At 35.8% G+C, this 26,289-nt stretch carries 23 protein-coding genes; 7 read left to right on the top strand and 16 right to left on the bottom strand.

Features of this window, described 5'->3' with window-relative positions:
- Position 1: 1 nt before the first annotated feature.
- The 4 genes from NBX25_RS17755 to NBX25_RS17740 form a co-directional block, all read right to left on the bottom strand.
- The gene (locus tag NBX25_RS17755) at positions 2-958 is read right to left on the bottom strand and encodes a hypothetical protein (RefSeq protein ID WP_250254666.1); all 957 of its coding nucleotides are present in this window, start codon (positions 956-958) and stop codon (positions 2-4) included.
- Positions 959-1,135: 177 nt separating this feature from the next.
- Positions 1,136-1,900, bottom strand: a complete 765-nt coding sequence (locus tag NBX25_RS17750) for a hypothetical protein (RefSeq protein WP_250254664.1) — start codon at positions 1,898-1,900, stop codon at positions 1,136-1,138.
- The gene (locus tag NBX25_RS17745) at positions 1,897-2,391 is read right to left on the bottom strand and encodes a MarR family winged helix-turn-helix transcriptional regulator (protein WP_250254660.1); all 495 of its coding nucleotides are present in this window, start codon (positions 2,389-2,391) and stop codon (positions 1,897-1,899) included. The genes NBX25_RS17750 and NBX25_RS17745 overlap by 4 nt, the downstream gene beginning before the upstream one ends.
- A 135-nt stretch (positions 2,392-2,526) precedes the next feature.
- On the bottom strand, positions 2,527-3,372 hold the full coding sequence (locus NBX25_RS17740; protein ID WP_250254658.1) for an AraC family transcriptional regulator: 846 nt from the start codon (positions 3,370-3,372) through the stop codon (positions 2,527-2,529).
- A 74-nt stretch (positions 3,373-3,446) separates the two neighbouring features.
- Here NBX25_RS17740 and NBX25_RS17735 point away from each other — a divergent pair, with 74 nt between their 5' ends.
- On the top strand, positions 3,447-4,826 hold the full coding sequence (locus NBX25_RS17735; RefSeq protein WP_250254656.1) for an MFS transporter: 1,380 nt from the start codon (positions 3,447-3,449) through the stop codon (positions 4,824-4,826).
- A gap of 40 nt (positions 4,827-4,866) precedes the next feature.
- On the top strand, positions 4,867-5,256 hold the full coding sequence (locus tag NBX25_RS17730) for a hypothetical protein (protein ID WP_250254654.1): 390 nt from the start codon (positions 4,867-4,869) through the stop codon (positions 5,254-5,256).
- A 50-nt stretch (positions 5,257-5,306) separates the two neighbouring features.
- Here the strand turns inward: NBX25_RS17730 and NBX25_RS17725 are convergent, their stop codons facing one another.
- The gene (locus NBX25_RS17725; protein ID WP_250254652.1) at positions 5,307-6,467 is read right to left on the bottom strand and encodes an MFS transporter; all 1,161 of its coding nucleotides are present in this window, start codon (positions 6,465-6,467) and stop codon (positions 5,307-5,309) included.
- A 194-nt stretch (positions 6,468-6,661) separates the two neighbouring features.
- On the opposite strand from NBX25_RS17725, the gene NBX25_RS17720 reads away from it, so the two are divergent.
- From NBX25_RS17720 to NBX25_RS17710, 3 genes are all read left to right on the top strand, one after another.
- Complete coding sequence (locus NBX25_RS17720) at positions 6,662-7,507, top strand: helix-turn-helix domain-containing protein (protein ID WP_250254644.1); 846 nt, start codon at positions 6,662-6,664, stop codon at positions 7,505-7,507.
- Between the two features lie 91 nt (positions 7,508-7,598).
- A complete protein-coding gene (locus NBX25_RS17715) occupies positions 7,599-8,033 on the top strand; it encodes a type VI secretion system amidase effector protein Tae4 (RefSeq protein WP_250254642.1) in 435 nt (144 codons plus the stop codon).
- Positions 8,034-8,050: 17 nt separating this feature from the next.
- On the top strand, positions 8,051-8,512 hold the full coding sequence (locus NBX25_RS17710; RefSeq protein WP_250254640.1) for a hypothetical protein: 462 nt from the start codon (positions 8,051-8,053) through the stop codon (positions 8,510-8,512).
- A gap of 284 nt (positions 8,513-8,796) precedes the next feature.
- Here NBX25_RS17710 and NBX25_RS17705 read toward each other — a convergent pair whose 3' ends face one another.
- From NBX25_RS17705 to NBX25_RS17695, 3 genes are all read right to left on the bottom strand, one after another.
- Complete coding sequence (locus NBX25_RS17705) at positions 8,797-9,804, bottom strand: T9SS type A sorting domain-containing protein (RefSeq protein ID WP_250254638.1); 1,008 nt, start codon at positions 9,802-9,804, stop codon at positions 8,797-8,799.
- Between the two features lie 159 nt (positions 9,805-9,963).
- Positions 9,964-10,878, bottom strand: a complete 915-nt coding sequence (locus NBX25_RS17700; RefSeq protein ID WP_250254636.1) for a helix-turn-helix domain-containing protein — start codon at positions 10,876-10,878, stop codon at positions 9,964-9,966.
- A 51-nt stretch (positions 10,879-10,929) separates the two neighbouring features.
- Entirely contained in the window at positions 10,930-11,727 is a 798-nt protein-coding gene (locus tag NBX25_RS17695; RefSeq protein WP_250254634.1) for an SDR family oxidoreductase, read from the bottom strand.
- Between the two features lie 212 nt (positions 11,728-11,939).
- Here NBX25_RS17695 and NBX25_RS17690 point away from each other — a divergent pair, with 212 nt between their 5' ends.
- On the top strand, positions 11,940-15,278 hold the full coding sequence (locus NBX25_RS17690) for a DEAD/DEAH box helicase (RefSeq protein ID WP_250254632.1): 3,339 nt from the start codon (positions 11,940-11,942) through the stop codon (positions 15,276-15,278).
- A 196-nt stretch (positions 15,279-15,474) separates the two neighbouring features.
- On the opposite strand, the gene NBX25_RS17685 is transcribed toward NBX25_RS17690, so the two are convergent.
- From NBX25_RS17685 to NBX25_RS17655, 7 genes are all read right to left on the bottom strand, one after another.
- Positions 15,475-16,779 carry a T9SS type A sorting domain-containing protein gene (locus NBX25_RS17685; RefSeq protein WP_250254630.1) on the bottom strand — a complete coding sequence of 435 codons (1,305 nt, stop codon included), beginning with the start codon at positions 16,777-16,779 and terminating at the stop codon, positions 15,475-15,477.
- Between the two features lie 160 nt (positions 16,780-16,939).
- Positions 16,940-17,272 (bottom strand): hypothetical protein, encoded by a 333-nt coding sequence (locus tag NBX25_RS17680; RefSeq protein WP_250254629.1) that lies wholly within the window; start codon positions 17,270-17,272, stop codon positions 16,940-16,942.
- Positions 17,273-17,794: 522 nt separating this feature from the next.
- Positions 17,795-18,970 (bottom strand): acetyl-CoA C-acyltransferase, encoded by a 1,176-nt coding sequence (locus NBX25_RS17675; protein ID WP_250254627.1) that lies wholly within the window; start codon positions 18,968-18,970, stop codon positions 17,795-17,797.
- Positions 18,971-19,197: 227 nt separating this feature from the next.
- A complete protein-coding gene (locus NBX25_RS17670; protein ID WP_123855659.1) occupies positions 19,198-19,698 on the bottom strand; it encodes an endonuclease V in 501 nt (166 codons plus the stop codon).
- Between the two features lie 60 nt (positions 19,699-19,758).
- The gene (locus NBX25_RS17665; protein WP_123855658.1) at positions 19,759-20,121 is read right to left on the bottom strand and encodes a VOC family protein; all 363 of its coding nucleotides are present in this window, start codon (positions 20,119-20,121) and stop codon (positions 19,759-19,761) included.
- The gene (locus tag NBX25_RS17660) at positions 20,118-20,564 is read right to left on the bottom strand and encodes a GNAT family N-acetyltransferase (protein WP_250254625.1); all 447 of its coding nucleotides are present in this window, start codon (positions 20,562-20,564) and stop codon (positions 20,118-20,120) included. The genes NBX25_RS17665 and NBX25_RS17660 overlap by 4 nt, the downstream gene beginning before the upstream one ends.
- A 151-nt stretch (positions 20,565-20,715) precedes the next feature.
- Entirely contained in the window at positions 20,716-21,756 is a 1,041-nt protein-coding gene (locus tag NBX25_RS17655; protein WP_250254623.1) for a M28 family metallopeptidase, read from the bottom strand.
- 219 nt (positions 21,757-21,975) lie between these two features.
- Here NBX25_RS17655 and NBX25_RS17650 point away from each other — a divergent pair, with 219 nt between their 5' ends.
- Positions 21,976-23,115 carry an aminotransferase class I/II-fold pyridoxal phosphate-dependent enzyme gene (locus NBX25_RS17650; RefSeq protein WP_250254621.1) on the top strand — a complete coding sequence of 380 codons (1,140 nt, stop codon included), beginning with the start codon at positions 21,976-21,978 and terminating at the stop codon, positions 23,113-23,115.
- Positions 23,116-23,369: 254 nt separating this feature from the next.
- On the opposite strand, the gene NBX25_RS17645 is transcribed toward NBX25_RS17650, so the two are convergent.
- Complete coding sequence (locus tag NBX25_RS17645; protein WP_250254620.1) at positions 23,370-26,096, bottom strand: sodium-translocating pyrophosphatase; 2,727 nt, start codon at positions 26,094-26,096, stop codon at positions 23,370-23,372.
- Between the last annotated feature and the right edge of the window lie 193 nt (positions 26,097-26,289).

The raw sequence follows: 26,289 nt of genomic DNA, 5'->3' as shown, positions 1-26,289 counted from the left end.
ATTAATAGACTTCCAGGTCCTTCGTTCCTTTAGGACGATAGAGATAAAGGGTAATGTAAGTTGTTGTTACATTATCCTTTCCTTTTCTTTTAAAATGACCCCAAAGCGCTGATTTTTCATTATCAATCTTCTGCAAGCATACGATTTTGCCGCCTGCATAAAAGGTCATTTTGTAATCTTCTATTGGCTTTATATCAAAAGATGTAATATCAGTATTGGTTCTGAATACATAATCATTCCATCTATGTTTTATTTCATCAGGTAATAGATAAAACTGTTTAGCTACTCTTTTTTCTCTGTTATAATATAGAGTAGCTAATGCACTCCAGGAACCATTCCTGTAAATATCTCTTATCTTATTGTATTGAGCAACTACTTCCTGCTCAATAGCCTGTAATTTATCTTTATCATCAGTGAGTAAAACCTCCGCATTCTCAAGAGTTTCTATATGATAAGGAATATCAGCAAAGAAAGTAAATGAGTCTTCAAAAGATGGGCTATTTCCAAGCTTCTTTTTTGAAGTTGAATATTTTCTCACTTCGTTTTCTTCAGGATTTCCTGTCTGGTTTTTGAATGATTTTACAATCCTTAACTGTATTTCTGAATTAGGGGACAGCAATGATTCTAATACTTTCTGATCCGGGTTAAATCCTGGAGTCATTTTAATCGTGATCTTTTGGTTTCCTTTTTTAAAGATCCCTTCATTTAGCTGAAAATAAGAGCCTGCCAGGCCATTTCCTGAATCGTCATTATATTTTATTACAGGAATATCATTAATTAAAACTTCAAAAGAACAATTCTTGCTATGAATGTACGCTCCATAACGAGGTCCTTCATCAACATGCCTGTCTTTCTGAGTTATAGTAAGAATATTTTGATGAGATACAACAGATTCATTTCTTTTCTCGCCATACATTGATAAAGAAAATAGTAAACCTGATACAATATATTTTTTCATATTTTTTTGCTTTATCTCATATACAGCTTTTGCAATGAGATTTTTCACGATAATAAGTTCAATCGTTAAAATTAAGAATAATCATTTCCTTATTATGATAAAAATAAGATAATTTTTTGTCTGATATAGATATATCAGACAAAAATCTTACAGATAACACCACGACAAGATGTTATCTTATTCAAAAACTACATAATTTACCTTATCTACTCCGGTATTACCGGTTTTCTCATGATAAGCATATAATGTAAGTTCATAATTTCCCGGAGTATTGAGGGTATGGTTTCCTTCAAATAAATTCGTAGACACCCAAGACATGTCAATATTCTTAACAAATTTTCCGTCTTTTTTAAGAATTCCTTTTACTTCAATCTCATCAGAATTCCAGACTCCGCCCTTTTCAATCACGCATCCGCACATCATTACAATATTCGCCTGAAACACAAAAGGTTTGTCTTTAATGGTGTTTAATGCAATATACTGATGGGTTCTTGGCTTTAAAATATCAATAATATAGCCGGGAATTTCAAGAATAATTCCTTCTCCTAAAATATTTTTTCCCGGAATCAGCCATAATTCAGTACTTACCACAGCCTGTGCCTGTCTGTTATTTAAAGGGGAAATAACTTCTATGGTAACAAATGTAGGTTCATCCATATCAATGGTTGCTACAAACCCTCCTGTTTGATCGTCAGTAATGGAATGGCCTCTCGTTTTAGGTGTTTTCATTATCAGATCAGTATTTCCAGTGCTTCCGGTCGTTTTTCCTTCTGATAAAATTCGTTGATTTAGTTTATTTCGGACAATGATATGAGCGCCCCCCAATGAACTTCCGATAAATTTAGCATCCTTAGCTTTTGCTCTTATCATCACTTTAGTTTCGGTGGCAGAAATCACAAGGTTAGAAAAAAGTAATGCGGTAATGAGAAAAAATAGTTTCATGATTGTATTGTTTTTAAGTATTCCCGTTTGAAGCGATCGTGGAAAGATTCATCTTTTAATTCCTGATCTATAGTGTTGAGGTAAGAAAGAATAGATAAATCTTCTGATAATAATTTTAGAATGGCCTTTTCACAGCTGTCCCAAACGTGTTCCAATTTGGGCAGCATCTCCAGAGCTTTAGGAGATAATGAAATCATTTGTTTACGTTTATCTTCCTTATCTTTTTTAATCATCAGATACCCCTTTTCTGTCATTTTCTTTACAATAACTACTACAGAAGGATGAGAATATCCCAAGGGTTCTGCAATATCTGTAATGGAAATCTCTCCTTTCTTTTGCAACAACATAAAAACAAGATACCAGTTAGGCTCCACATCAATTCCAAACTCTTTGTAAAACTTTCTGACATCATGAGACATCCGGTCACTGATTCTTTTTAACCTACTGTCTAATGCTTTGTATCCTAATTCTTTAATAAAGTCAAAATCCATTTTAAAAATCTTTGATGTAAATATATAAAAATATATAGTCAACTATATAGTTCACTATGTTAATATTGCAAAAAATTTAAAATTTAATAAATCAACACCTTACAAAAGCAAAGAAATTGTTTTTAAGAGAGCCTTCTATTTATTCATCTTTCTATATTCACCGGGAGTAATACCTCTATACTTTTTAAAGAGCTTGGAAAGATGGCTCTCATCACTAAACTGTAGCTCATAAGCAATCTCACTTAGTCTTATACTGCTGTATTTCAAATAAGTTTCCACCAGTTTGAGTCGATAATCCAGTAAATAATCCTGATAGGAAATTCCAGTCTGTTGTTTAAAATATTCCCCGAAATAATTTCCGGAAATCCCAAAATGCTCTGCAATCGTTTGAATTCCGGTCTTTTCCCTATCCTTTATATGTTTTTGAATATAGGCAATGATCTTCATAATAGAAAAAGCCTTTCTATTCTCCTGCAAATCTGAAGTTTCGCTTTGAATGATATTTCTGGCTATAAGATTAAGCAGAATTGAAATGCAGTTACGAATGATGAGATAATCCTCTGCCTTGTTTCTGAATTCAAACGCAATTTGCTTAATCAATGTCTTCGCAAAATCTTCATCATTCGTATTACGGAATACACACCCGGCACGGGCATGATAGTTATTGCTGATATATTGCAACTTGTACAGGTTTTCACAACTTTCAATGCGATCTGCTTCAAGGCGGATCTTATCAATAAACTCAATGGGACACTCTATGGCAATTACCTCAGCATTTTCACTTTCAAAACGGTAAGATTCCTGTTGAGGAATAATAAAAAGCTTCCCTGCTGTAAAATCAATATAACGATCATCATACAGCAGATTTCCTTTTCCCTTTACAATATAAACAAATGAAAGAAAAGAGGTTGTCTTAAAAACAGTTTGTCCTTTTAGCTTTGTTTCTTTCACTTCAATCCCTTCAAGATGGAGTCCTTTCATCTGTACACACTATATTTTCCTCCAAAAGTACAATTTTACCAGAACACAAGGAGGTTATTTTTGCATAAAAAAATATGAACACTTATCCGAAACGATGGCAGGCCCTCCATTTCCTGATTGCCGGAGCTTTCCTTTCCCCACTGGATTATTTTATTGTGAATATGGCTTTACCTTCCATAAAAAATGCTTTTAAAGCCAGTGAGCACCAGCTTCAACTGGTTATCGCTATTTACGGACTTACTTATGGAGCCTTAGTAGTATGCGGTGGACGACTGGGTGATCTTTATGGACGCAAGAAGATTTTCACATGGGGATTGTATACTTTTTTATTGTCTTCTCTGGCGTGCGCTTTTTCTCCTACGGTCCTATGGCTGATTATCGCAAGATTATTTCAGGGCGTTGGAGCTTCACTACTTGCCCCGCAGGTTTTAGCCTCCATAAAAGTCCTCTTTAGCAGTAAAGAACAGCCTAAAGCAGTAAGTCTATTTAGTTCAGTATTTGGGCTGGCCTCTGTCATCGGGCAATTACTTGGAGGTCTATTGCTCAGCATGCATTGGGGAAGCTTTTCCTGGGAACTGGTATTTCTTGTGAATGTCCCTATCACCATCATTTGTATTATAGGCATTCATTTTACAATGGATAACAGCCACCAAGAACATAATTCAGGAATTGATTTTAAAGGTTCGTTATTGTTGATTCTTGCTCTGCTTATGTTGATATGTCCTCTTATTTTTGGACAGAAATATCAATGGGTATGGTGGATATTTGCCATTATGATATCAGGAATATCTTTATTAATTGCTTTTATCAGATATGAAATGTATCTATTAAAAAATAACCGGCCTATCCTTATAGATCCAACGCTTTTAAAGCATCAACCTTTTGCATTAAGTCTTGTAATTCTCTTTTTTTACAATTTTACCTCAGGATTATTTATCTGCTATCCCTATTATCTCCAGGAATTTTTTCATCAGAGTTCCCTACAAACGGGATTAGCTATAGTTCCTTACGGGGTTGCCTTTTTCCTTGGACCATTGATCGTATCCAAAATAAACTTTCCCACTTATACAATGATCTATATTGGTTTGGGATTATTAATGAGTGGGTTCATTCTCAGTGCAATGTGCTTCTATTTTCAGCAAAAACCTTCTTTTATGACCCATATTACCCTGTTTATAGCGGGATTAGGTCATGGGACTATTATGCCGGTTATGATGCGAACTGCTATTACCTTTACCACCAAAGAAAAAGCCGGACAAGCTTCAGGTTTGATAAGCATCGGAATACAGGTAGGCAGTGTAGTTGGAGGAGCTGTTATTGGAACCTTATTTTTTAATATGATTCAGATACTGGGATTTTCAAATGCTTTTGCAATAGCAATTTTTATGATCGGAGCTGTTCAAATCATAGGGATACTGATAAACGGCAAACTCCGTAAATATATTCATGCTTAATTTTCATCAACAACAAAATATATTATAAATTTTAAATCTTATGAATAACAAAGAAAAAATCAATGCAGAATTAAAAGACTTCTGTGAAAATATTGAAAAATGGTTTCAGGGAAATGAAGAGGATCAGGATGTTTTATTCAACAAAATTCTTGCAGGGTTCTCTCCCGAATTTAAAATGATTAATGGTGACGGAAATTCTGCAACCTTAGCCATGTTTTCAGAATGGCTTCCTACCGTTTTTGGAAAGTTCCCGGATCGTCGTGTACAGATTGAAAATATAGAAATTCACTGCTCTGAATATCATGGTCTGGCTACATACACTGAAATTCAGACAACAGAAGGAATCGCAAACATACGAAAAGCTTCAGCAGTTTTTTTGCTTAACCAAGAAAAAGCATTCTGGTTCAACCTTGTAGAAACCTGGATGTAAAAAGTAAACGGACTGTTTTTCCTAACAGTCCGTTTTATTTTTAATAATGATTACTTGTTATTTTTAAATACCTTCATTTTCCCGGCCATAATACTCAATAAAATTCCAAAGCAGGCAAAAAGTCCGAAAGAATATCTGAGGTCAAAACCTTCTGCAATATATCCAATTAATGGAGGTCCTATCAAAAAGCCTAAGAATGAAATACTGGATACAAATGATAAAGCAATACTTGGTGCTACCGTATTCACCTTTCCGATGGTACTATACACCGATGGTACACTTAAAGAAGCTCCAAGCCCGATAATCATGAATGCAATGATACCAATCCATAACTCTGGCAGGAAAACACTCAGGAAAAGTCCGATACTCATTAATATCCCACAGAACTGTAATACCATTCTTTTCCCCAATTTTTCAATGATCCTGTTTCCAATAAACCTTCCTAAAGTCATCATTAAAATAAAACTTGTATATCCCAATATAACAAGATTTTCCGGTGCCTTCACAATCGTTTGAAAGTAAACTCCACTCCAGTCAAACATAGCTCCTTCAATGGCCATACTTAAAAACCCAATAATTCCTAACCCAACCAACGTGGGATTTACAGATTTAAAAATGGACTGTGTTTGTGGTTCAGCTTTATGAATACTATTGGTAAGATTGTTTCTGCTATACATCCAGATCAGTGTGACAAGGATGAAAGTAAGAACAAAATGATGAAACGTTTCTACATGCAGATTAATGGCTAGCATTCCCAATAATGCTCCTATCAGCCCAGCAAAGCACCAGGCTCCATGATAAGAGGACAATAATGTCCTTTTGGTAATAGATTCTATTTCAATAGCCTGCGTATTGACCGCAATATTGCAAAGATTTCCTGTAACCCCAAAGAAAAACAGAACGGCAGCCAAAATCCAGTAAGATGGAGAAAGACCAATCAGTAAAAGAAAGCCCGGATATAATAAAAAACAACTTTTAATAATCCTGCTGCTTCCATATCTGCTGATTAATTTTCCGGATAACATCATTGTAGAAAGCTGACCTATCGGCATCAGAAGCAAAAGAGTTCCAAGCTGTGCTTCATTGATAGAAAGGGCATCTTTAATAATGGGAATCCGGCTGGCCCATGATGAGAACACAAGCCCATGAGCAAAGAAAAGTAAAAAACAGGCCGTAGGCATTTTCGCATTGAATAATTCTCTATCGTGCATTAAAACAGTGTTTGATTAAAATTTCCGTTTGCGAAGTTAGCAACACTTAGCGAATAAAATACATTCCATTTTTGATATTTTATATTCCATTTTAAACAAGCCTTTCAAAAAGAAAAATTAACTGCTTACCTTTGATCTCAGAAAACCCCACTGGTAAAATTATTAACCATTGTAAGGAGAAATCCAACTGTATCATGAGAGAGATCAAGCCCAATTTTGAAGGATTATGTATTGAAAAATACACGGTAAACAGCCTCTCTGAATTTCATGCCAAAGCAAGAAACCTCAATAAACTTTTACTTTGTTTCGTTTCAAACGGCATATTGGATCTTCAAGCCAATACACTTCCTTTTCACATACAGTCCCATTCTATCATCATGCTATTACCTGATACAGACCTTGGAGATATTTCCGGAAGTGATGATCTTGAATTATCCGTATTTTTTATTTCTCTGGATTTCATCAGTACTTATAGTTTCCTGACCGTTCTTCTGGCCAGTGATGAAATCAAATTCAATCCGGCTATAAAAGTTGAATCCCCGGCCAAAAAGCTCATTTGGTCTACTGTAAAATTAATTCAGGAGTACCATTCTAAAACCAAGGAAGAAAGTACCATAGAATCTGTACAGTATCTGCTCTACGCCCTTCTGGAACTGGTTTCAAAACTCTATTTGCCTGTCATTAAAAACAACAGTCTTTTACAAACCAGAAGCCAGGATATTATACATCATTTTTTTGAGCTCCTGGATCAACATGGACATCTGGAAAGAAGTGTATTATTTTATTCTGATCAATTGCATCTTTCCCCACAGTATTTAAGCAGTTTAATCAAAAAAGAAACTGGGAAGCCTATCAAGCAATGGATAAGCTATAGGGTGATAAAACAGGCTGAAGAGCTTCTCAAAACAACCTCATTTTCCATTAAAGAAATCAGCAATCAGTTACAGTTTGTAGACTCTTCCCTATTTTGCCGCTATTTCAGACGTTGTACAGGTATTACAGCCAATGCGTACAGGGAAAATTACAGGATTAAAAAATAAAACAGAGGTTGAAAATAAAAGGCTAGAATACATTATCAAAAAATTGATTCACTTTAAAAATATAATTCATATATTTATGTAAAACGCAAATATGAATCCAACATTATACTTTAACATTTGGAAAAACCATCCGGGCAAAGGTGTTTATCCATGTGATAGAAGTGAATTTCCAAATCAATGTGCTATACGCATGAGCATAGCTCTAAATACATCTGGTGTCAACTTATCTTCTTTTGCTGGTGCAAAGTGCTGGATGTCTCATTCAGATGGTTTTAGACACATTTTAAGAGCACAAGAACTAGCGAACTGGATCCATGCCCACCCTGAAATTTTCGGGCACAGAAAAATGTATGAAAGAAAAAATTACCCTCAATTAAATCATACTAATTTTTGGAAAAATAAAGGCATAATTTTTTTTAAAGATGGCTGGGGAGCAACAGATCATATTGATATTTGGAATGGTTCAGAATTAAAAGGAGGAGAAACTGTATATTTTTCTAGCGATTGGAAAGAATTATGGTTCTAGCAACTAACATAAAAGCTATGGGAAAATTTTTAATAATTGCAAGTGTATTAACGATGAGTGTTTCTTGTTCTAAAAAGAAAGATGTGCCAAAGTATTCTAACAGTTCTGAGAAAACAAACGAAAGTATCGTTACGGATACCACAGTAATTAACGGAACCTTAATAGAGCTTATTGATAAGAATGGAAAGACGGAAATAAATACTAACTCTAAAAAATATTTTCTTTCAGGAAAAATCATAGCCAATGCACCTTCTAAATTTATCCGAAGTCATGGAAAAGTGCTTTCATTTACCTATCCAAAAATAAACGTCGATAAAACGATAATAATACAGGGTAAAGGAGGTATTCAGGGCATTATATTCAAAAAGGACAGTATTATATGTGTAGAGTATATTACAACATCTTCACCTTACAATATCACAGAAGGAGCAGATGAAATATTATATTGGGACTTTGCTCATAGAACCTATAAAAGATAAGCTTTATTACCTATAGTATTACATACCTGCAAATAAAAATTCGTGCATTCGTGGCCATTCTTTTCTAAACTACAGTGAACTATATTGTGGACCAAACCAGTTTTATTATTTTGTAATTTAGAGCCCACAAGAAATGCTGCCTATTACAGTATTCTGGATGATGAATGGGAGGCCGCAAAACAGAAAATTGAGACACTTATCAGAGAAAAGGAATCTTCTGATAAATAAAAGATCAGACGTAAAATTCAAGTTCTTTTACGTCTGATTCCATATCAACAACTCATTTACTTTTTAATAATTTTCTTTGAAACAACAGTTCCATTCTTCAATTCTCCCTGAAGAATATAAATTCCTGTTGGAAGTTTTGAAACATCAATATTTCCGGAACTTCCCTTAGTTATAACAGTTTTACCTTCCAAAGAGCTCACTGTGATCTTTTTAAGGTCCTCTTTTGACGTTATTGTAATAAAATCTGTACTTGGGTTCGGATAGACAGAAATCTCTCTTTTTTTGCTATCCGGATCCACAGTTGACAGTACTGCAGTATCAAGATAAGATACCGATTTTGATACATTTGTAACCCCATTGAATACAAAAGTATTGATGGCAAAACTAAACACCATACCATTAGTCTGGCTTACCCATTGATAAGATTCGTTGGTATATGTGGCTGTAATAGGCGTTGGTGAACTGGCAATAGTCTGTGTGGCGGTTCTCATTCTTTTTATTCTCAACACATTAGAATAAGTTCCTCTTGGAGTAATTACAGTACCATAACCATCTACATTAACACTCACCTGCCCCGCTTCATTGGTATTTCCAATGGCGGCTGAAACACTGTTAAATTCATACGTATCATCAAACTGTTGAAGATAAGTAACCGGAAACTTATACTCAATCAAAGGATTGACATAGGTAACCGTAACATCTCCCAACGCTGGCCCTGAATAAGAGCCCAGCATGGTCGCCTCAGTATCCGTCATAGAACCAAAGTCGTGGCTGTCAACATTGGTCAGCGATGTAATTCTGTTTGCCCCTGGAAATCTGAAACAATTAGATTGGCCAGGGCATACTCTTGTAGTATAAGCAACAGGATTAGTTCCTGTATAAATCGAAAAATCCCAGGTAATATTTGCTCCCGCTGAACCTGCAGTAATAGAAGTTCCGCTTACATCTTCTGATTTTAAATTAATTGTACTGTTAATAGGGTCAACCCCAGCTCTGGTTATTGATGGCTGAGCATAGGATACTATTCCGACAACTAGGAATAAGATAAAGTTTAATTTTTTCATATTATGCTGATTTTAAGATTAGTTATACTTATATATTTCCCATCATAAAGATAAATAACTAAACTCTCATGACAATTAATGATCTATCTAAAGCCTTATTCCTTCTACCAATTGCACTAAAAAAAGAATGCCCAGCCATAGTGGCTGGGCATTGTATATCTAATTAAACAGCTGTCTGTAACCTAAAGGGGTTTGATCTGTTTTCTTTTTAAATAATTTATTGAAAGATTGTGGATGTTCAAATCCTAAAGCATACGCTACTTCCGATACTGAGAAATTAGTGCCTGTAAGATATTCCTTTGCTTTTTCAATCAACTTTCCATGAATATGCTGTTGTGCATTCTGTCCTGTAAGATTCCTTAACATATCGCTGAGATAATGAGGTGACAGATTGAGCTCCGAAGCTAAAAAATCCACTGTAGGAAGCCCGGTTGTCAATGTTTTCTGATCATTAAAATAATCCTCCAGCACTTTCTCCATTGTGCTCAACAAATCATTATTTACAGCTTTTCTTGTAATGAACTGTCTTTTATAAAAGCGATTGCTATAATTGAGGAGAACTTCAGTATAGGAAATAATCACATCCTGACTTACTTCATCAATGGCAGTATTCAGCTCATTTTTAATACTGTTCAAAAGTCCTTGCATAATCTTTTTTTCCTGATCAGACAAATGAAGGGCTTCATTTGTATCATAAGAAAAAAAGCCAAGTTTTTTTATATTTTGAGCTAAAGGATAGTTTCTGATAAAATCCGGGTGTATCAAAAGTGTATAGCCACAGTATTCTGCATTCTCTTCAGGAGAAAGAATCTGCCCCGGAGCTGTAAACATCATTCCGCCTTCATTAAAATCATAATATCCTTGTCCGTATCCCATTTTCCCGCTTGTAGAATATTTATAGGAAATTTTATAGAAATTAAACATAAAACTTCTTCCTGCCCAATCCTCTTTAAGGCTCATTTTTTCATTATCTATAAGACTTACTAATGGATGAAGCGGTCCCGGAAGCTGCAACAAACTGTGTAGCTCCGATATTGAGGAAATTTTTATTAAAGAATTTTCTTTCTTTTCCATGTTATAAAATTATCATTTTTTCATGAAGCGCCCTATAAAACTTATAGATAACTAACTAAACCGTCTTCCTAATTGATCTCTGAATGCTTCAGCACCTAATTCCAGACGTTGTGCATAAAAAGCCTTCGCATCCTCACCTGCAACATATCTTAACTGCTTTTTGCCATCTGTTGCAGCCTCATACACCACTTCAGCAATTTGTTCCGGTGTAGAAGCAGCTTCCATCATTCCTTCCATAACAGAATACAGAGAATTAATCATCTCTTCATAAGCAGGACCCGTTGCAGAATCCAGAGAGCGACTTACAAAATCAGTTTTAATACCTCCGGGCGAAACCGTTTTAATATCTATTCCGAACCTATTCAATTCAAAAGCCATGCTTTCGCTCCAGCCCTCCAATGCCCATTTTGTAGCATGATAAATTGAATTCAGAGGGAAAGCCATTAATCCTCCAATAGATGTCGTAGAAATAAACATTCCTTTCTTTTTCTCTCTAAAATAACCTGTGAACGCCTGAGTAACACGAATCGTACCTAATAAATTTGTATTCAGCTGCCTCACAATCTGATCATCACGCAAGGCTTCTAAAGGTCCTAAAAGACCATACCCTGCATTGTTAAAAACAACATCCACATCCCCCAATTCCAATGATTGATTGACAACCGCCTGTATTTGTTCCGGATCAGTAACATCCAATGGAAGTACCGTTACATTATCCAGAGAAATAAGATCTGAAGCCGCTTCAGGGTTTCTCATGGTAGCAATTACCTTCCATCCTTTCTGTTGAAATAATTGTGCAGTTGCTTTACCTAATCCTGTAGAAGCCCCTGTTATAAAAATTGTTTTCATTTTTTCTTGTTTAAAATTACAGGACAAAGTTCAGCATCATAAAAAAGATAAGAGTTGCCAAAACGGACGAAGCTGTAGCCAAAATGAATATATTCAATTTAGTAATCTGATACATTGTTAGACTGTTATATTAAAAATATTTTATAGGTCTGAAAGTTGTAAGAGCCCTTTCATTTTATCGTTTTTTTGTAAGTTTGCTCTGAGTAATTTTTATGGCAGAATATATTCTTGAAAACATCAATATCAGTACACTTTCCGTGTATGATTTACTAAAGCATACCTCAGAAAGTTCATTTATTGGAATCACTGACTTTCATGAAGTTTACCCTGTTGCCATCGAAAATAATACAGGAATCTTTACAAAGGATTCTTCACTTCAGGATTTTCCGATGGTTACTATAAGCCGTATAAATAATTCGTTGATTTGTAGCTGTACTTGTGATCATTCTAAAGCTCAGCTTTGTGCTCACCAGGCAGAAATCATCCATTGTATTCTGGAAGAAAAGAAATACCGCATTTTCTTTGATGAAATTCTACGTAAAAAGACCTTCCTATCTAAAGCCAAAGGCTATGGTTTAGAAAATGAACCGGATCTCGACCAATACTTTCAATTGAGATTAACAGAAGGGAAACTTGAAATTCTGCCGAAAATCAAGGAAATGCTTCCTATGGATGAGCAAATGTTCCAACGAGACCTTTTGCCCCAGCTCCCTTCTAAACTGGATGAGCTGGCAGCACAGGAAACAGGTAAAAAACAAATATTGGTCATCGGTAAACATCGTTACTACAATCATTTGGTATTTTCTCTCATGGAGGCTGAGACCACCCAAACCGGTAAGATTAAAAATCCTGTTAATGCCGTAGATGCCATGCAATTGATTTGGAAAGCGGAAAAGCCTTTGGACATAAAATTCTATACTGCTATTTCTTCTTTTCAGAACAACTACAATGAAGAGTATAATGCTGCGGAATGGGAAGCGTTAAAACTAATTGTAAAAAATCCTCTCGATCTGGAGGTATACTATCATGATCGGGAAATCGCAGAAACGGTCTCTGCAAAGTCCCTTACACCTGTTACACTTAACACTTTAAATACCGAGGTTCAACTCTCTGTATTTAAGAAAGATCCATTTTATGAAATTACCGGAAGCCTGCTATTAAATGATTCTTCCGTTCCTTTTAAAAATGTGATAATCAGAAATGAATATTTTGTATATAACAGCAACACATTCAGCCTTATAGACCACCCTGACATGCTTAGGATCATCAGGTTTTTCAAGGCAAATAACGAAATTTTGCTGATTCATTCTTCAAAATATGAGGAATTCATGCGGCAAACCCTCTCTAGTTTAGAAGAACATATTCATATCAATTACAGCTATATACAAAGCGCAACGAAAGTACAGCTTGAAGAAAAAAAATTCCAGATAGAAAGAGTCATTTATCTTCGTCAGCAGGAAAATTATATTGGAATTACCCCTGTCATGAAGTACGGTCAGGTAGAAGTTCCTGTATATTCCAGAAAGCAGATTTTTGATACCGATCAGAATGGAAATCCTTTCAAAATAGAACGAAATGATGCTTCGGAAGCCCGCTTTACCTCTTTGGTAATGCAGCAGCATCCTGATTTTGAAGAACAGATGGATGGCTATCAATATTTCTATCTGCACAGAGATAAATTTCTTGATGATAACTGGTTCTTGAATGCATTTGAAGCATGGCGAAATGAAGGCATTATCATTTTAGGCTTTAATGAACTGAAAAACAATAAGCTTAACCCCCATCGTGCCAAGATTAATATTCAGATTACGAGTGGGCTGGATTGGTTTAATGCAAAATTAAAAGTAGGTTTTGGACAGAAAGAAGCCACTTTAAAACAGCTTCACAGAACCATCCGTAATAAAAGTAAATTCGTCCAGCTGGATGATGGCAGTCTCGGGATTCTTCCTGAAGAATGGATGGACAAAATCGCCGCTTATTTTCAGGCTGGAGAAATTGATGAAGAGCTGCTAAAGATTCCGAAAATCAATTTTACTGAAATCTCTTCTCTTTTTGAAAAAGAGATATTGAGTACTGAAATTCAGGATGAAATAACGACTTATTCCACTCAGTTTTCACCCGGTAAGAATATTCCTCAGGTTAATATTCCTGTGGAATTAAATGCTGAATTAAGAGATTATCAGCATGAAGGATTAAACTGGCTTAATTTTCTTGATGACTTCAACTTCGGCGGATGTCTTGCCGATGATATGGGATTGGGAAAAACCCTTCAAGTCATTGCATTTATTCTTTCTCAAAGGGAAAAACGAGGACATACCACGAATCTGGTTGTAGTTCCTACCTCCCTGATTTTCAACTGGCAGGAAGAAGTCAGAAAGTTTGCCCCTTCCATAAAAGTTTTAGTTCATTATGGTCCGGATAGGCAAAAATCAACCACTCACCTATCTGATTATGAGATTATTCTAACCAGCTACGGAATGTTACTTTCCGATATCCGTTTTCTGAAAACTTTTAATTTCAATTATACTTTTCTTGATGAGTCACAGACCATTAAGAACCCTAATTCTGAAAGATATAAAGCAGCTCGCCTGCTTCAATCCAGGAACAGAATTGTACTTACCGGAACTCCTGTTGAAAACAGCACTTTCGATCTTTACAGCCAGCTTTCTTTTGCATGCCCTGGCTTATTGGGCAGCAAACATTATTTCAAAGATATTTACGCCATTCCTATTGATAAATTTGAGTACAGTAAACGGGCTATGGAGCTTCAGCAGAAGATAAAACCGTTTATTCTCCGCAGAACTAAGAAACAAGTAGCCAAAGAGCTTCCCGAGAAAACAGAGACTGTTATCTATTGTGAAATGAATATCGAACAACGCAGGATTTATGATGCTTATGAAAAAGAACTTCGTGAATTTATTGCGGCCAATGATGACGATGATCTCAATAAAAACAGCATGCACGTTCTTACAGGTCTTACAAGACTCAGACAGATCTGCAATTCTCCCGTATTGATTAAAGAAGGATACTCTGGAGAAAATGCCGTTAAAATTGAAATTCTGATGGAACAGATCCTTGGAAAATCGAAAGATCATAAAATCCTTGTTTTCTCTCAGTTTGTAGGAATGCTGGATTTATTGAAGCCTGAACTGGAGCGCCACGGAATTCCTTTCGAATATCTTACAGGCCAAACTAAGGACAGAGGCCAAAAAGTAGCTAACTTCCAGGAGAATGAAGAGATCAGGGTGTTTTTGATAAGTCTAAAAGCTGGTGGTGTGGGACTTAACCTTACCCAAGCTGATTATATTTACCTGATCGATCCATGGTGGAATCCGGCAACTGAAAACCAGGCTATCGACCGAAGTTATCGTATAGGACAGACTAAAAACGTCATTGCTGTCCGTATGATCTGTTCCAATACAGTGGAAGAAAAAATCCTTGTCCTTCAGAAAAAGAAAAAGCTATTGGCTCAGAACCTTCTTAAAACAGATGGAACAAAATTTCAGGGGCTTTCAAAACAGGATCTTCTGGATATTTTGGAACAGAAATAAGAATATATAAAGTATTAAAATACCTGAACCATTAAGATATTTAAGGCACTAAGAATAGTTAAGAAATAGCTGCAGCTATTTTCAAAAATACAAAAAACTCATTATCAATATGATGAAATATCTACAAAACAAAACCGACAGATATAATCTGCCGGTAAAAAACAAAAATTGATATGGATATGATTAGATATGTGTTTTACTTTTTAATTACCTTTTCAGTAATTACTTTTTTATCTTTTGTCTGTATTTTAATCAGATAAGTTCCTGGAATAAAGCTGTCCATATTCACCGTATCAGAGTTTCCTTCCGAAAGTTTTTGTCCTGATATGTTATAAACTTCATATTTTTCCAATTTTTCTTTCATTCTGATGGATACGTTTCCGGAGGTAGGATTTGGATATACTTTCACCTCAATAGACTTATCCTTAGAAACTTCTGTTGTGGAAAGGCTTTCCGGCTGTACATTGATCGTGTAATCTTCTGCCTGGCCAATAAACCAACCTGAAGGACATGGAAGATTCTCCAGCGTTCCCATCCATGAGCTTGATTCATACGCTTTTACCAGTCTGAAACGTGTATTTCCTAATAACGCATTAGCTGGAATAGTAATTGTTTCTGAAGTCACTCCTGATTCATGACCGGAAATTGGGTTTGAATTGTCCAGATATCCAAGATTAAACTTTTCATCGGCATCAAATTGATTATTATGATTAAAATCGATATAAGCATAGGCAGAAACTGTTACTTGTCCATGAGTTCCTCCTGTCACGGTTATGGGATAACCATTTCCACGGCTGACATTAAAAATGGTTCCCGTAAAATCTTCTATAACGGTTGAGTTTCCATCAACGGGGCTCTCATTTTCTACTCCTGCAAATTCTACCTTACCTATTTCACTTACAGTAAGGCTTGTTATGCCTTCAGATCCACAATATGGAAATGGAAAACTATTGCTATTTCCCTGAATATTTACTGTATAATCTTCAGTCTGGCCTGCTCTTAATCCGGAGTCACATGCAGAAGAGATAGAGTTTTGAGCACCCGGATCTGAATACGCCATTACATTTGTATTTTTAAGCACTCTCATTCTTTTACTACCCCCTGAGACAGTAGACGGAATCGTAATCGTATTATCAATAGTAAAAGCATTGGCCGGATTGGCTGCCTCCAGTCTGCCAATATAAAAGCTCTCTCCCGCATCATCAAAGCTACCATTCCCGTTAAAATCAATATAAACCATTACATCACTGGGAAAAGTACTTGACGGACCTTTTATTGATATTGGATATGCATTCCCAGCTACCAGATCAGTTGAAAAAGAAGTAAAATCTTCATATTCTTGTGTTGTGGATGAATTGGTAGATGAATTATTGTTGATACTCCCAAAGGTAACATTGCTTATCATATTACTTCCTGCACCATACTGAAAAGTAGGAGTGCAATACTGAGCGCTTACGAGCCCAAATAAAACGACAGCAGAAAGAGTAGTTATTTTTTTCATAGAATTCTTAATTTTTATGAGACAAATTTATATTTATTTAGAATCAATAAAAATAAGAATGTAATGATATTTATCAGTTTAAAGATATTTAATAGAAAAGCATTGATAAATAAACAATAAAATAAAAGTTAATTATATAATTATCAATGCTTTTGAATCATTATAGATTCCGAATGATTTCTCTGGCATTTTCCTTATGGTCTTCATATTTTTTCAGGTAAGCCTCTAATTTCTCATGAATTTCAGGATGATTAAGCTTTATTCTCCCCTCTCCTTGTCCCAATAAACTTACATATTCCTGATCAGTATAATTAATATACAAAGGCCATGAGGTTTCATTTTCGAACCCTTTTATTGCGATTGGTTTAGCAATTTCTAAAAAGGCATATTCTGCTGTATCTAATGTTTCTCTGGGTATTCTTATCTCCAAAAGCTTTTGCAGCCTTACAAGAGGTTTAAAAGCAGGAAACGGAGTCTTAAGAAGAAAAAACATAAGACTGAGTATTTCAAGTTCTGGAAGTGCTTCTAAAAATGTGAAATTTTCAATGGGTTGTTTCCAGTCTAAAGTTTCGCTAATGTGAAGGTATCTCAGAGTTTTAATTCCTTAAATCTTTCAAAGCTGGAAATTTTCAAGATGCAGTGCTTTCAGTTGAGGAAGATTTTGTAGCGGAGATAGCTCGAAAATGTTTTATTCTTAACCTCCAAATTCATTCATTGCTTGAACCTGTGCCTGGCTGGGATTATCCAGGTTTATTTCTTCAAGGTTAGGACATTCAAAAATCTGTTCCTAGTTTTCATGATGCTTACTTACCGTTACAACTTTAACCGTTTTATGATCAGAAATCATTTTATCAACAGAATAAGACGTTGTATGATGGGTTGGAATTATTTTCCAATAATGATCTATTTTTCCTATAATCCTTCATTTTCCTGTTTCATACTTAATATTTCCTGATGATGTAAATAATATTTTAAAAAACCCTTTAACAGATTTTTATTGTATAAAATTATTTATTTAATTTAAATTTTCAATAAGAATTGCTGAAGCTCCACCGCCACCATTACAGATCGCTGCAATACCATACCTTCCACCCTCCTGCCGTAATACATTCACCAAAGTGGCCATAATTCGTGCTCCTGAGGCTCCGATTGGATGTCCCATTGCCACAGCTCCCCCATATACATTAACCTTATCCAAATCATATCCCAGAATCTGCTGATTGGATAAAATTACAGAAGAATAAGCTTCATTGATTTCAAAATAATCAATATCAGACAGGCTAAGTCCTGCGTTTTTCAAAACTTTTTGAATGGCAACAGATGGAGAAGTGGTAAACCACTCCGGGGACTGAGCAGCATCAGCATACGCTATAATCTTAGCTAATGGCTTAAGATGATACTCTTGTACAGCCTCAGAGGAACCAAGTAATATTACGGCTGCACCATCATTGAGATTGCTTGAATTGGCAGCCGTGAGCATCCCGTCATTTTCAAAAACAGGTTTCAACAAGGATATTTTCTCGGGAATCAGTTTATCAATATCTTCATCTCTTTCTACGATTGTAATTCCTTTCTTTCCTTCAATGGTGATTTTAAATAATTCCGCTTTGAATTTATTTCCTGATGCTGCTTCCTGGGCTCTTTTATAAGAGCTTAGCGCATAGTCATCCAGTTGTTGTCTTGTTAATCCGTATTTTTTCACTCCTAGCTCTGCCGCACTTCCCATATGAAAGTTATGATACACATCCCACAAACCGTCTTTAATCAGACCATCTGTAAGCGCTGTATCACCTAATTTATGCCCTTTCCGAAGGTAATTATAATGAGGCACATTGCTCATACTTTCCATTCCGCCTGTCATGACAAGACTTTCTAAACCGAGTTGGATCTGTTGTGCTCCGATGATGGCGGCCTTCATTCCTGAAGCACATACTTTATTTACGGTAGTAGCATCTTTATCTACCGGAATTTTCGAAAAAATGGCTGCCTGTCTCGCAGGCGACTGTCCCACGCCTGCACTCAATACATTTCCCATATATATGCTGTCTATATTTTTTGGGGAAACTCCTACACTTTCATAAGTATGCTGTATAGCCATAGCCCCCAATTGTGGAGCTGTAAAACCAGATAAACTCCCCATAAAACCTCCGATAGGAGTTCTTTTTGCTGCAATGATAAATGCTTCTTTCATAGTGTTGTTTATTTTTTTAAAAATACCAATCGGTATATTTTAGATTAAAAAAATCTCCTCTTATTTTTAAACGAAAGGATATACAAATATATAAAAATATACCGATCAGTATATTAATCATCAGAAAAATTGATTGGCTTCAAATCTGTCATTCTGATTTTTATAGATTTTTCAATATTCTCAGAATGACAACAGTTTATTTTTAATATTTGAAATCACTCCATTTTTTATTCCCGGCTTAGCTGATCCAGCTTTTTCAGTAAGGTAGGAATCCTGTAAGGACCATGCATCTGTTCTACATCTTGCTTAACCTGATCTACATCTATTCCTTTCGCCGTCACAAAAAGGGGTGTTTTACTATCGCCACGAAGTACATTTCTTCTTTGGGAATCAGGTGTAGTAAATTCATTTTTGGCAATTCCGACAATCGGATGTTTTCCCTCTAATGCTTCATAAAGATGTCCTCCCAAACCTATTTTTCCTTCATTATCAAGGGTAACATAACCATCAACAATGATAATATCTTCTTCTTTTAGAACAATTTTATTCAATAAACTCAGAATGCACGGCAATTCTCTTTTGTAAAAAGCTCCGCTTTCATATTCTGAAGAGACAGGCGTTTGCTCTGTAAAAATCTCTACTTCCCTTTCGGATGTCCATTTTTCAAAGGCTATACATACGGTATTGGCATAGTCTTCATAGTAGTAAGTATCGAATGCGTAAATCATTTTTTCTTAAATTATACAGCCAAGATAGTTCTTTAGCAGCATTTATATTATTTTTCCTAATCAAAAGAACTCACCAAAATGCCATAAAATCCCTGATGGATCATGTACAAAACACTCTTTCCCCCAATCCATGGTTCTTATAGGGGTAAGTTTTACATTTTCATATGTATCTGTAAGTCCTAAAGTCAAAAGTTCTTTCCAGAATTCCTCTGTACTGGCAACCTCCATGAAGATCATGGTATTATCAACCCAATCTTTTGCATAATAATCCTGAAGATAGAACCCTATTTCTTCTCGTATAAAGAGTGATAACTTAGGTTCAAGGATCACTTCTTCAAATCCCAAATCTTTATAAAATTTTCGACTGGTCTCAAAGTTCTGCGCTCCGATAAAGGGTCTTATGGATTTCAATTGTGGTCTCATATTCTTTTATTTTTCCAGTTTTCGTAAGTCATTTCAAACTTGATCTCACTTTTTCCATGTATTCCAATCTCTCGCCAACCTAATTTTCTATAAAAATTTTCAGCTCTTGTCTGAGGCGAAGTTCCAAGCCAAACTTTGTCTTTTGTCTGTTCAAAATACCAGTCAAGCATTATGTTGTGAAGCTTTTTCCCAATTTTTTTGTTTTCAAAATCAGGATGTACAAATAATGCCCAGATGTTATTCTCTTTCAAATCAACAATCGAAAAGCCTACAACCTGCCCTTCTGCTTCGCCTACCCAGCCTTTCCCTCTTGACATAAAGAGTTCACAATCTCTATCGGTAACCAAACCGGGATCTGATAAGGTATTTTCCTTCACTGAATTTCTTATGACCTGAATTTGTGGAATATCTTCTGATCTGGCTTCACGGATTAATATATTCATAACTAAAAATAAATTGATTCTTGAATAGAACAAAGGTGCAAAAAACATGTTTACCAGATTAATTTAAAGAATAATATATACCCTTAAAAACCTGAATACATGAATCTTGCACCTCCGGATATAAGTTATAATCCAATTAAATCCTTTACCCTTATTTATGATCTACCACAATTCTGTCCGCTCTGTTAGCAATATCCCATGCGGTAGTAAAAACAAGTTGGGTTCTTTTTTCCAATAGTTTATAATCAATTTTGTCCGGTTTATCCGTTGGTTTGTGATAATCTTCATGGATTCCATCAAAGAAAAAGGCTACCGGAACGTTGTTTTTGGCAAAGTTATAGTGGTCTGAACGGTAATATAACTGCTGCGGATCATTAAGATCATCATATTTATAGTTCAGTTCCAAGTTATTGGTCTTTCTGTTAGCTTCTTCATTAATTACTTTAAGCTGGGAGCTCAACATATCCGAACCGATCACATATACATATTGTTTTCCTCTATTTTCCGGATCATCACGTCCAATCATATCAATGTTAAGGTCAACAACCGTATTAGCTAACGGGAAAACCGGATGATCTGTATAATATTCTGAACCAAATAAACCATGTTCTTCTCCGGTCACATGAAGAAACAAAATCGATCTTTTAGGACCATTCCCTGCTTTTTTAGCTTCCTGAAAAGCTTTAGCCATCTCCATTACAGCAACCGTTCCACTTCCGTCATCATCAGCTCCGTTATATACTACTCCATTTTTGGTTCCCACATGGTCATAATGGGCAGAAACCACTACAATTTCTTCTGGTTTTTCACCCCCTTCGATAAAAGCCAGGATATTTTCTGAGTCCGGAAGATTTCCACCTCCTCTTTTTTTCATAAAATCCGAAGGAACTTTCTGATAATAAGACCCTAGTGCTTTTGGAAAAGAGATTCCTAAATTTTTATAGTAATTAACAATATACTCTCCCGCTTTTTTCTGGCCTTTGCTTCCTGTATCCCTGCCTTCCATCTCGTCTGAAGCAATAACATAAAGGTTTTTCTTTAATTCATCTGCCTTAATCATCTTGTAGGCATTCGTAAACGCTTTATCTGATTTTTCAGAAACACGATGTGTAGATGTACCATCAGCAACCTGTGCCGTTCCGCAACTCGTCATCAAAGCAAGAGCCAATAACGGAATAAGTAGTTTTCTCATAAAGAATAAATTTCTTAAAAATAACAATTTTTATTGAATTTGAAACAACGAAAAAAGATCATATAGAGTTATCATCGGCTTTCAGGTGGATATAAGCCGTATTTAATTTCCCTTACTATATGAAATATTAAAAGAATAAACATCAACATTAACGCATTTAAAAACATATACTTTATATAATATCAATTTTTTATTACTTTTGATTAAAATACAAAATAGATGAAAGAAATTAACGGATTTACTCATTATTCCTTTTTTACAGAAATGTCTGAACTGGCAGTAAGACATGGAAGCTATGATCTTTCGTTGGGGCTGCCTGATTTTGATATTGATGAACGTTTGAAATTCTTTTTAAGAGAGGCAGCAAATCTTGATACTCATCATTATGAACCTCTTGCCGGAAATCCGGTATTAATCGAAAGCATCATTCGTTTCAACAGTAAACGGAAAAACAGTATTTCTTTAAAAATAAATGAAATCACCATTATACCCTGTGCAACCTTTGCTTTATATACTGCACTTAAATCTATTTTAAATCAAGGAGATGAAGTTATTATTATCCAGCCTTCTTATTATACATATTCACCTTCCGTTGTGATGAATGGCGGGATTCCTGTTTATTATGACCTGGATCAAGATCTTACAATTAATTGGGATCAGTTCAAATCCTGCATTTCCGAAAAAACCAAAGCAATAATTATTAACTCGCCACAAAACCCTACCGGAAAAATATGGCAACAAAATGACTGGAAACAATTATATGAATTGATAAGCAACCGGGAAATTTATTTAATTTCAGAAGAAATTTACGATACTTACTGTTATGATGAAGCAGCGCATTACAGTTCATTTATCCATCCTGAACTTAGGAACAGGACATTCTGTATTTTTTCATTTGGGAAAATGTTTCATACTTCAGGATGGAAAGTAAGCTATATGCTTGCTTCTGAAGAATTGACCGCTTTATTCAGGAATCATCAGCAATATATTTCCTATAGTGCCAATGCACCTGCTCAATACGCCATCGCCAGGTACCTGGAAGTATTTGACCCTTCAGAAAACAAAACAATAATGCAGAAAAAACGGGATATTTTTAATCGATTGATTAAAGAAACACCTTTGCAAATTGAACAAGAGGCTGAGGGTAGTGTTTTCCAGATTGTCAATTTCAGAAACGTTTCCAAAACGATGACAGATGTAGAGTTTTCAAAATGGCTTACCATCGATAAAAAGGTAGCCTGTCTCCCGCTTTCGGCCTTTTATAACTCCAAGCAGAATTCAGATTACATCCGGTTCAGTTTTGCTAAGAAAGACGAAGTGATTATTCAGGCATTGGAGCATCTTAGAAAAAATCTTTAATAATCACATAAGTAGTTTTTTAGGTTGGAAATAACAAAGGCACAAAAAGATTTAAACAGTATGCTTTTGTAAGACACAAGAAAATTAAAGATTCTCAATAAAGAACACTGCAGTTTTGCCACGAATACACGAATTAATTTTATCACAGATAAAGCCTCTGTGCCTTAAAAATCTGATTTCATTATGTAAATTCTTTGAGTTAACATACAAAAAAGCATCGCTTTTGCGATGCTTTACTATTATTTATATTGATCTTAAAGAGCCAGAACTCTTACATCAATTCTCCTGTTTTTAGCCTTACATTCTTCAGTATCATTGGCTTCACAAATAGGATGTTGTGAACCATACCCCTCAGCTTCTATCCTATCAGCTGAAATTCCCAACTCCAACAGCTTAAGTTTTGCGGTCTGAGCTCTCAGGTTAGATAACTTTTGATTACTTTCTTCATTACCACTATTGTCTGTGTATCCTCCTAATTTTATTTTCAGATCAGGATATGCATTTAAGATTTCAACAATATTATTCAGCTGTAATTCATAACCTGCTTTTAAATCACTTGATCCTGTTTCAAAATAAAGGTTTTCGATGGTATACCACTTATTAGGATCTAAAACAGATTTATCTTTTTGATTCACAGAATTATAAAACTGATACAACTGACTGGTTTCTCCTAATTCTATTGTTTTTCCGCCTTTCAGTTTTACTTTTTGCAGATTTCCGGTTTCATAGACAAAATCTCCACTTTCATTAAGATGCCCTTTTACTTCACCCGGAACAAAAGGAACTTTAAGTTCTGAAGACATTGCAGCAACTCCTGAAACTCCCATTAAGCTTTCTATTTTTGCCTTTCTGTTGGCTTCAATCTTATCCTTATGCAAGACCGCTAAAGTAGGGGCAATCACCAAAGAAACAATTGACATTAACTTAATCAGGATATTCATTGACGGCCCGGAAGTATCTTTAAACGGATCTCCTACTGTATCTCCTGTTACAGAAGCTTTATGAGGTTCTGAGCCTTTATAGTACGTCTGACCATTAATATCAACCCCTTTTTCAAATGATTTTTTGGCATTATCCCAGGCACCGCCAGCATTATTCTGGAACATCCCCATCAATACACCACATACAGTAGCTCCTGCAAGGAAACCTCCCAGTACTTCGGGACCAAAAATAAACCCGATCAGCAATGGTGAGATAATGGCAATAGCTCCTGGCAACATCATTTTTCGAATAGAAGCATCGGTAGAAATCGCAACACATTTTTCATATTCCGGCTGGGCTTTTCCTTCCAGAATTCCCGGGATTTCACGGAACTGTCTTCTTACTTCCTCCACCATGGCCATGGCAGCTTGTCCAACGGCAGTGATCGCTAATGAAGAGAATATAAACGGAATCATTCCACCAACAAAGAGACCTGCCAGAACATCCGCTCTGTAGATATCAATGCCGTCAATCCCTGCAATCCCAACAAAGGCTGCAAACAGAGCCAACGCCGTTAATGCTGCAGATGCAATGGCAAACCCTTTTCCTGTAGCAGCAGTTGTATTTCCTACAGCGTCCAGAATATCTGTTTTTTCACGGACTTCTTTTGGAAGCTCACTCATTTCAGCAATACCTCCTGCATTATCTGCAATTGGTCCAAATGCATCAATAGCAAGCTGCATCGCTGTAGTGGCCATCATTCCGGCAGCAGCAATGGCAACTCCATATAATCCGGCACATAAATAAGATCCGTAGATTCCACCTGCCAGTACAATAATCGGAAGTAATGTTGATTCCATTCCTACAGAAAGTCCCCCGATAATATTGGTTGCATGTCCGGTAGAAGATTGTCTCACAATACTGGAGACCGGTCTTTTCCCCATTGCGGTATAATATTCAGTAATAATACTCATTAAGGTTCCTACAACCAACCCTACCATTATTGCCCCGAATACTCCCATTTTGGTAAATTCATGCCCCCTTAGAATCATTTTTTCAGGAAGAACATAAGTTACCAGAAAATAAGATGCTATAGCTGTAATCACAATACTGCCCCAGTTTCCTAAATTCAATGCATTTTGTACGCTGGAAGTGGATGAACCTTCATTATCATTGATCTTTACAAATAAAGTTCCTATCATGGAAAAGATAATTCCTGTTCCCGCAATCAACATTGGTAACAAAATCGGTGCAAAACCTCCGAATGAGTCATCAGAAATGGTTTCTCTTCCCAAGACCATTGTTGCCAATACAGTAGCTACATAAGATCCAAAAAGGTCGGCACCCATTCCTGCAACATCTCCCACATTATCTCCCACATTGTCTGCAATAGTTGCCGGGTTCCTTGGATCATCCTCCGGAATTCCAGCTTCCACTTTTCCTACCAGGTCAGCTCCAACATCTGCCGCTTTTGTATAAATACCGCCACCTACTCTTGCAAAAAGAGCAATAGATTCAGCACCAAGGGAAAATCCTGTAAGAATTTCTATAGTGGTTTCCATTTCGTGGGAATCTACTGTGGCTTCCGGTGCAAAAATCTGTTTAATAATTAAAAATAAAGCTCCCAATCCTAACACGGCAAGTCCTGCCACTCCCATTCCCATCACAGAACCTCCTGTAAAAGAAACTTTAAGAGCTTTAGATAAGGAAGTTCTTGCTGCTTCTGCAGTTCTTACATTGGCTTTAGTCGCTATTTTCATTCCAATAAAACCTGCTGTCGCAGAAAAAATAGCCCCCACCACAAAAGCAAGCCCTATACTCCAGTGAGAATTGGCATTACTTGATCCCATTACTGCCAAAAGAATGGCCACAACGACGACAAAATAGGCTAAGACTTTATATTCAGCTTTTAAGAAAGCCATGGCACCATCAGCAATATGTCCGCTGATTGTTTTCATTTTTTCATTTCCTGCATTCTGTTTACTTACCCAGTTGCTCTGAAGAAATGTATACACCAAGGCTACGACACCAAAAATTGGCACTAACACAAATAGATCCATAGTTTAATATTTTTTTGGTAATAGAAAAATAAATATAATAAATAATTACCATCAAAGCATTAAAAAAATCATGGACTTATCATTGTCAACCAAAAGAATCTTAGATAAAGATGACAATTTCTTTAAAAATATGACAGATTGAAAATCAATATAAAAGCTGATAAAATGGGGATTGAAAGCTGTTTTCAATTTT

It is taken from the genome of Chryseobacterium sp. Marseille-Q3244 (assembly GCF_940807095.1).
Lineage (GTDB): Bacteria > Bacteroidota > Bacteroidia > Flavobacteriales > Weeksellaceae > Chryseobacterium.
This window is presented reverse-complemented; position numbering and strand designations above follow the sequence as displayed.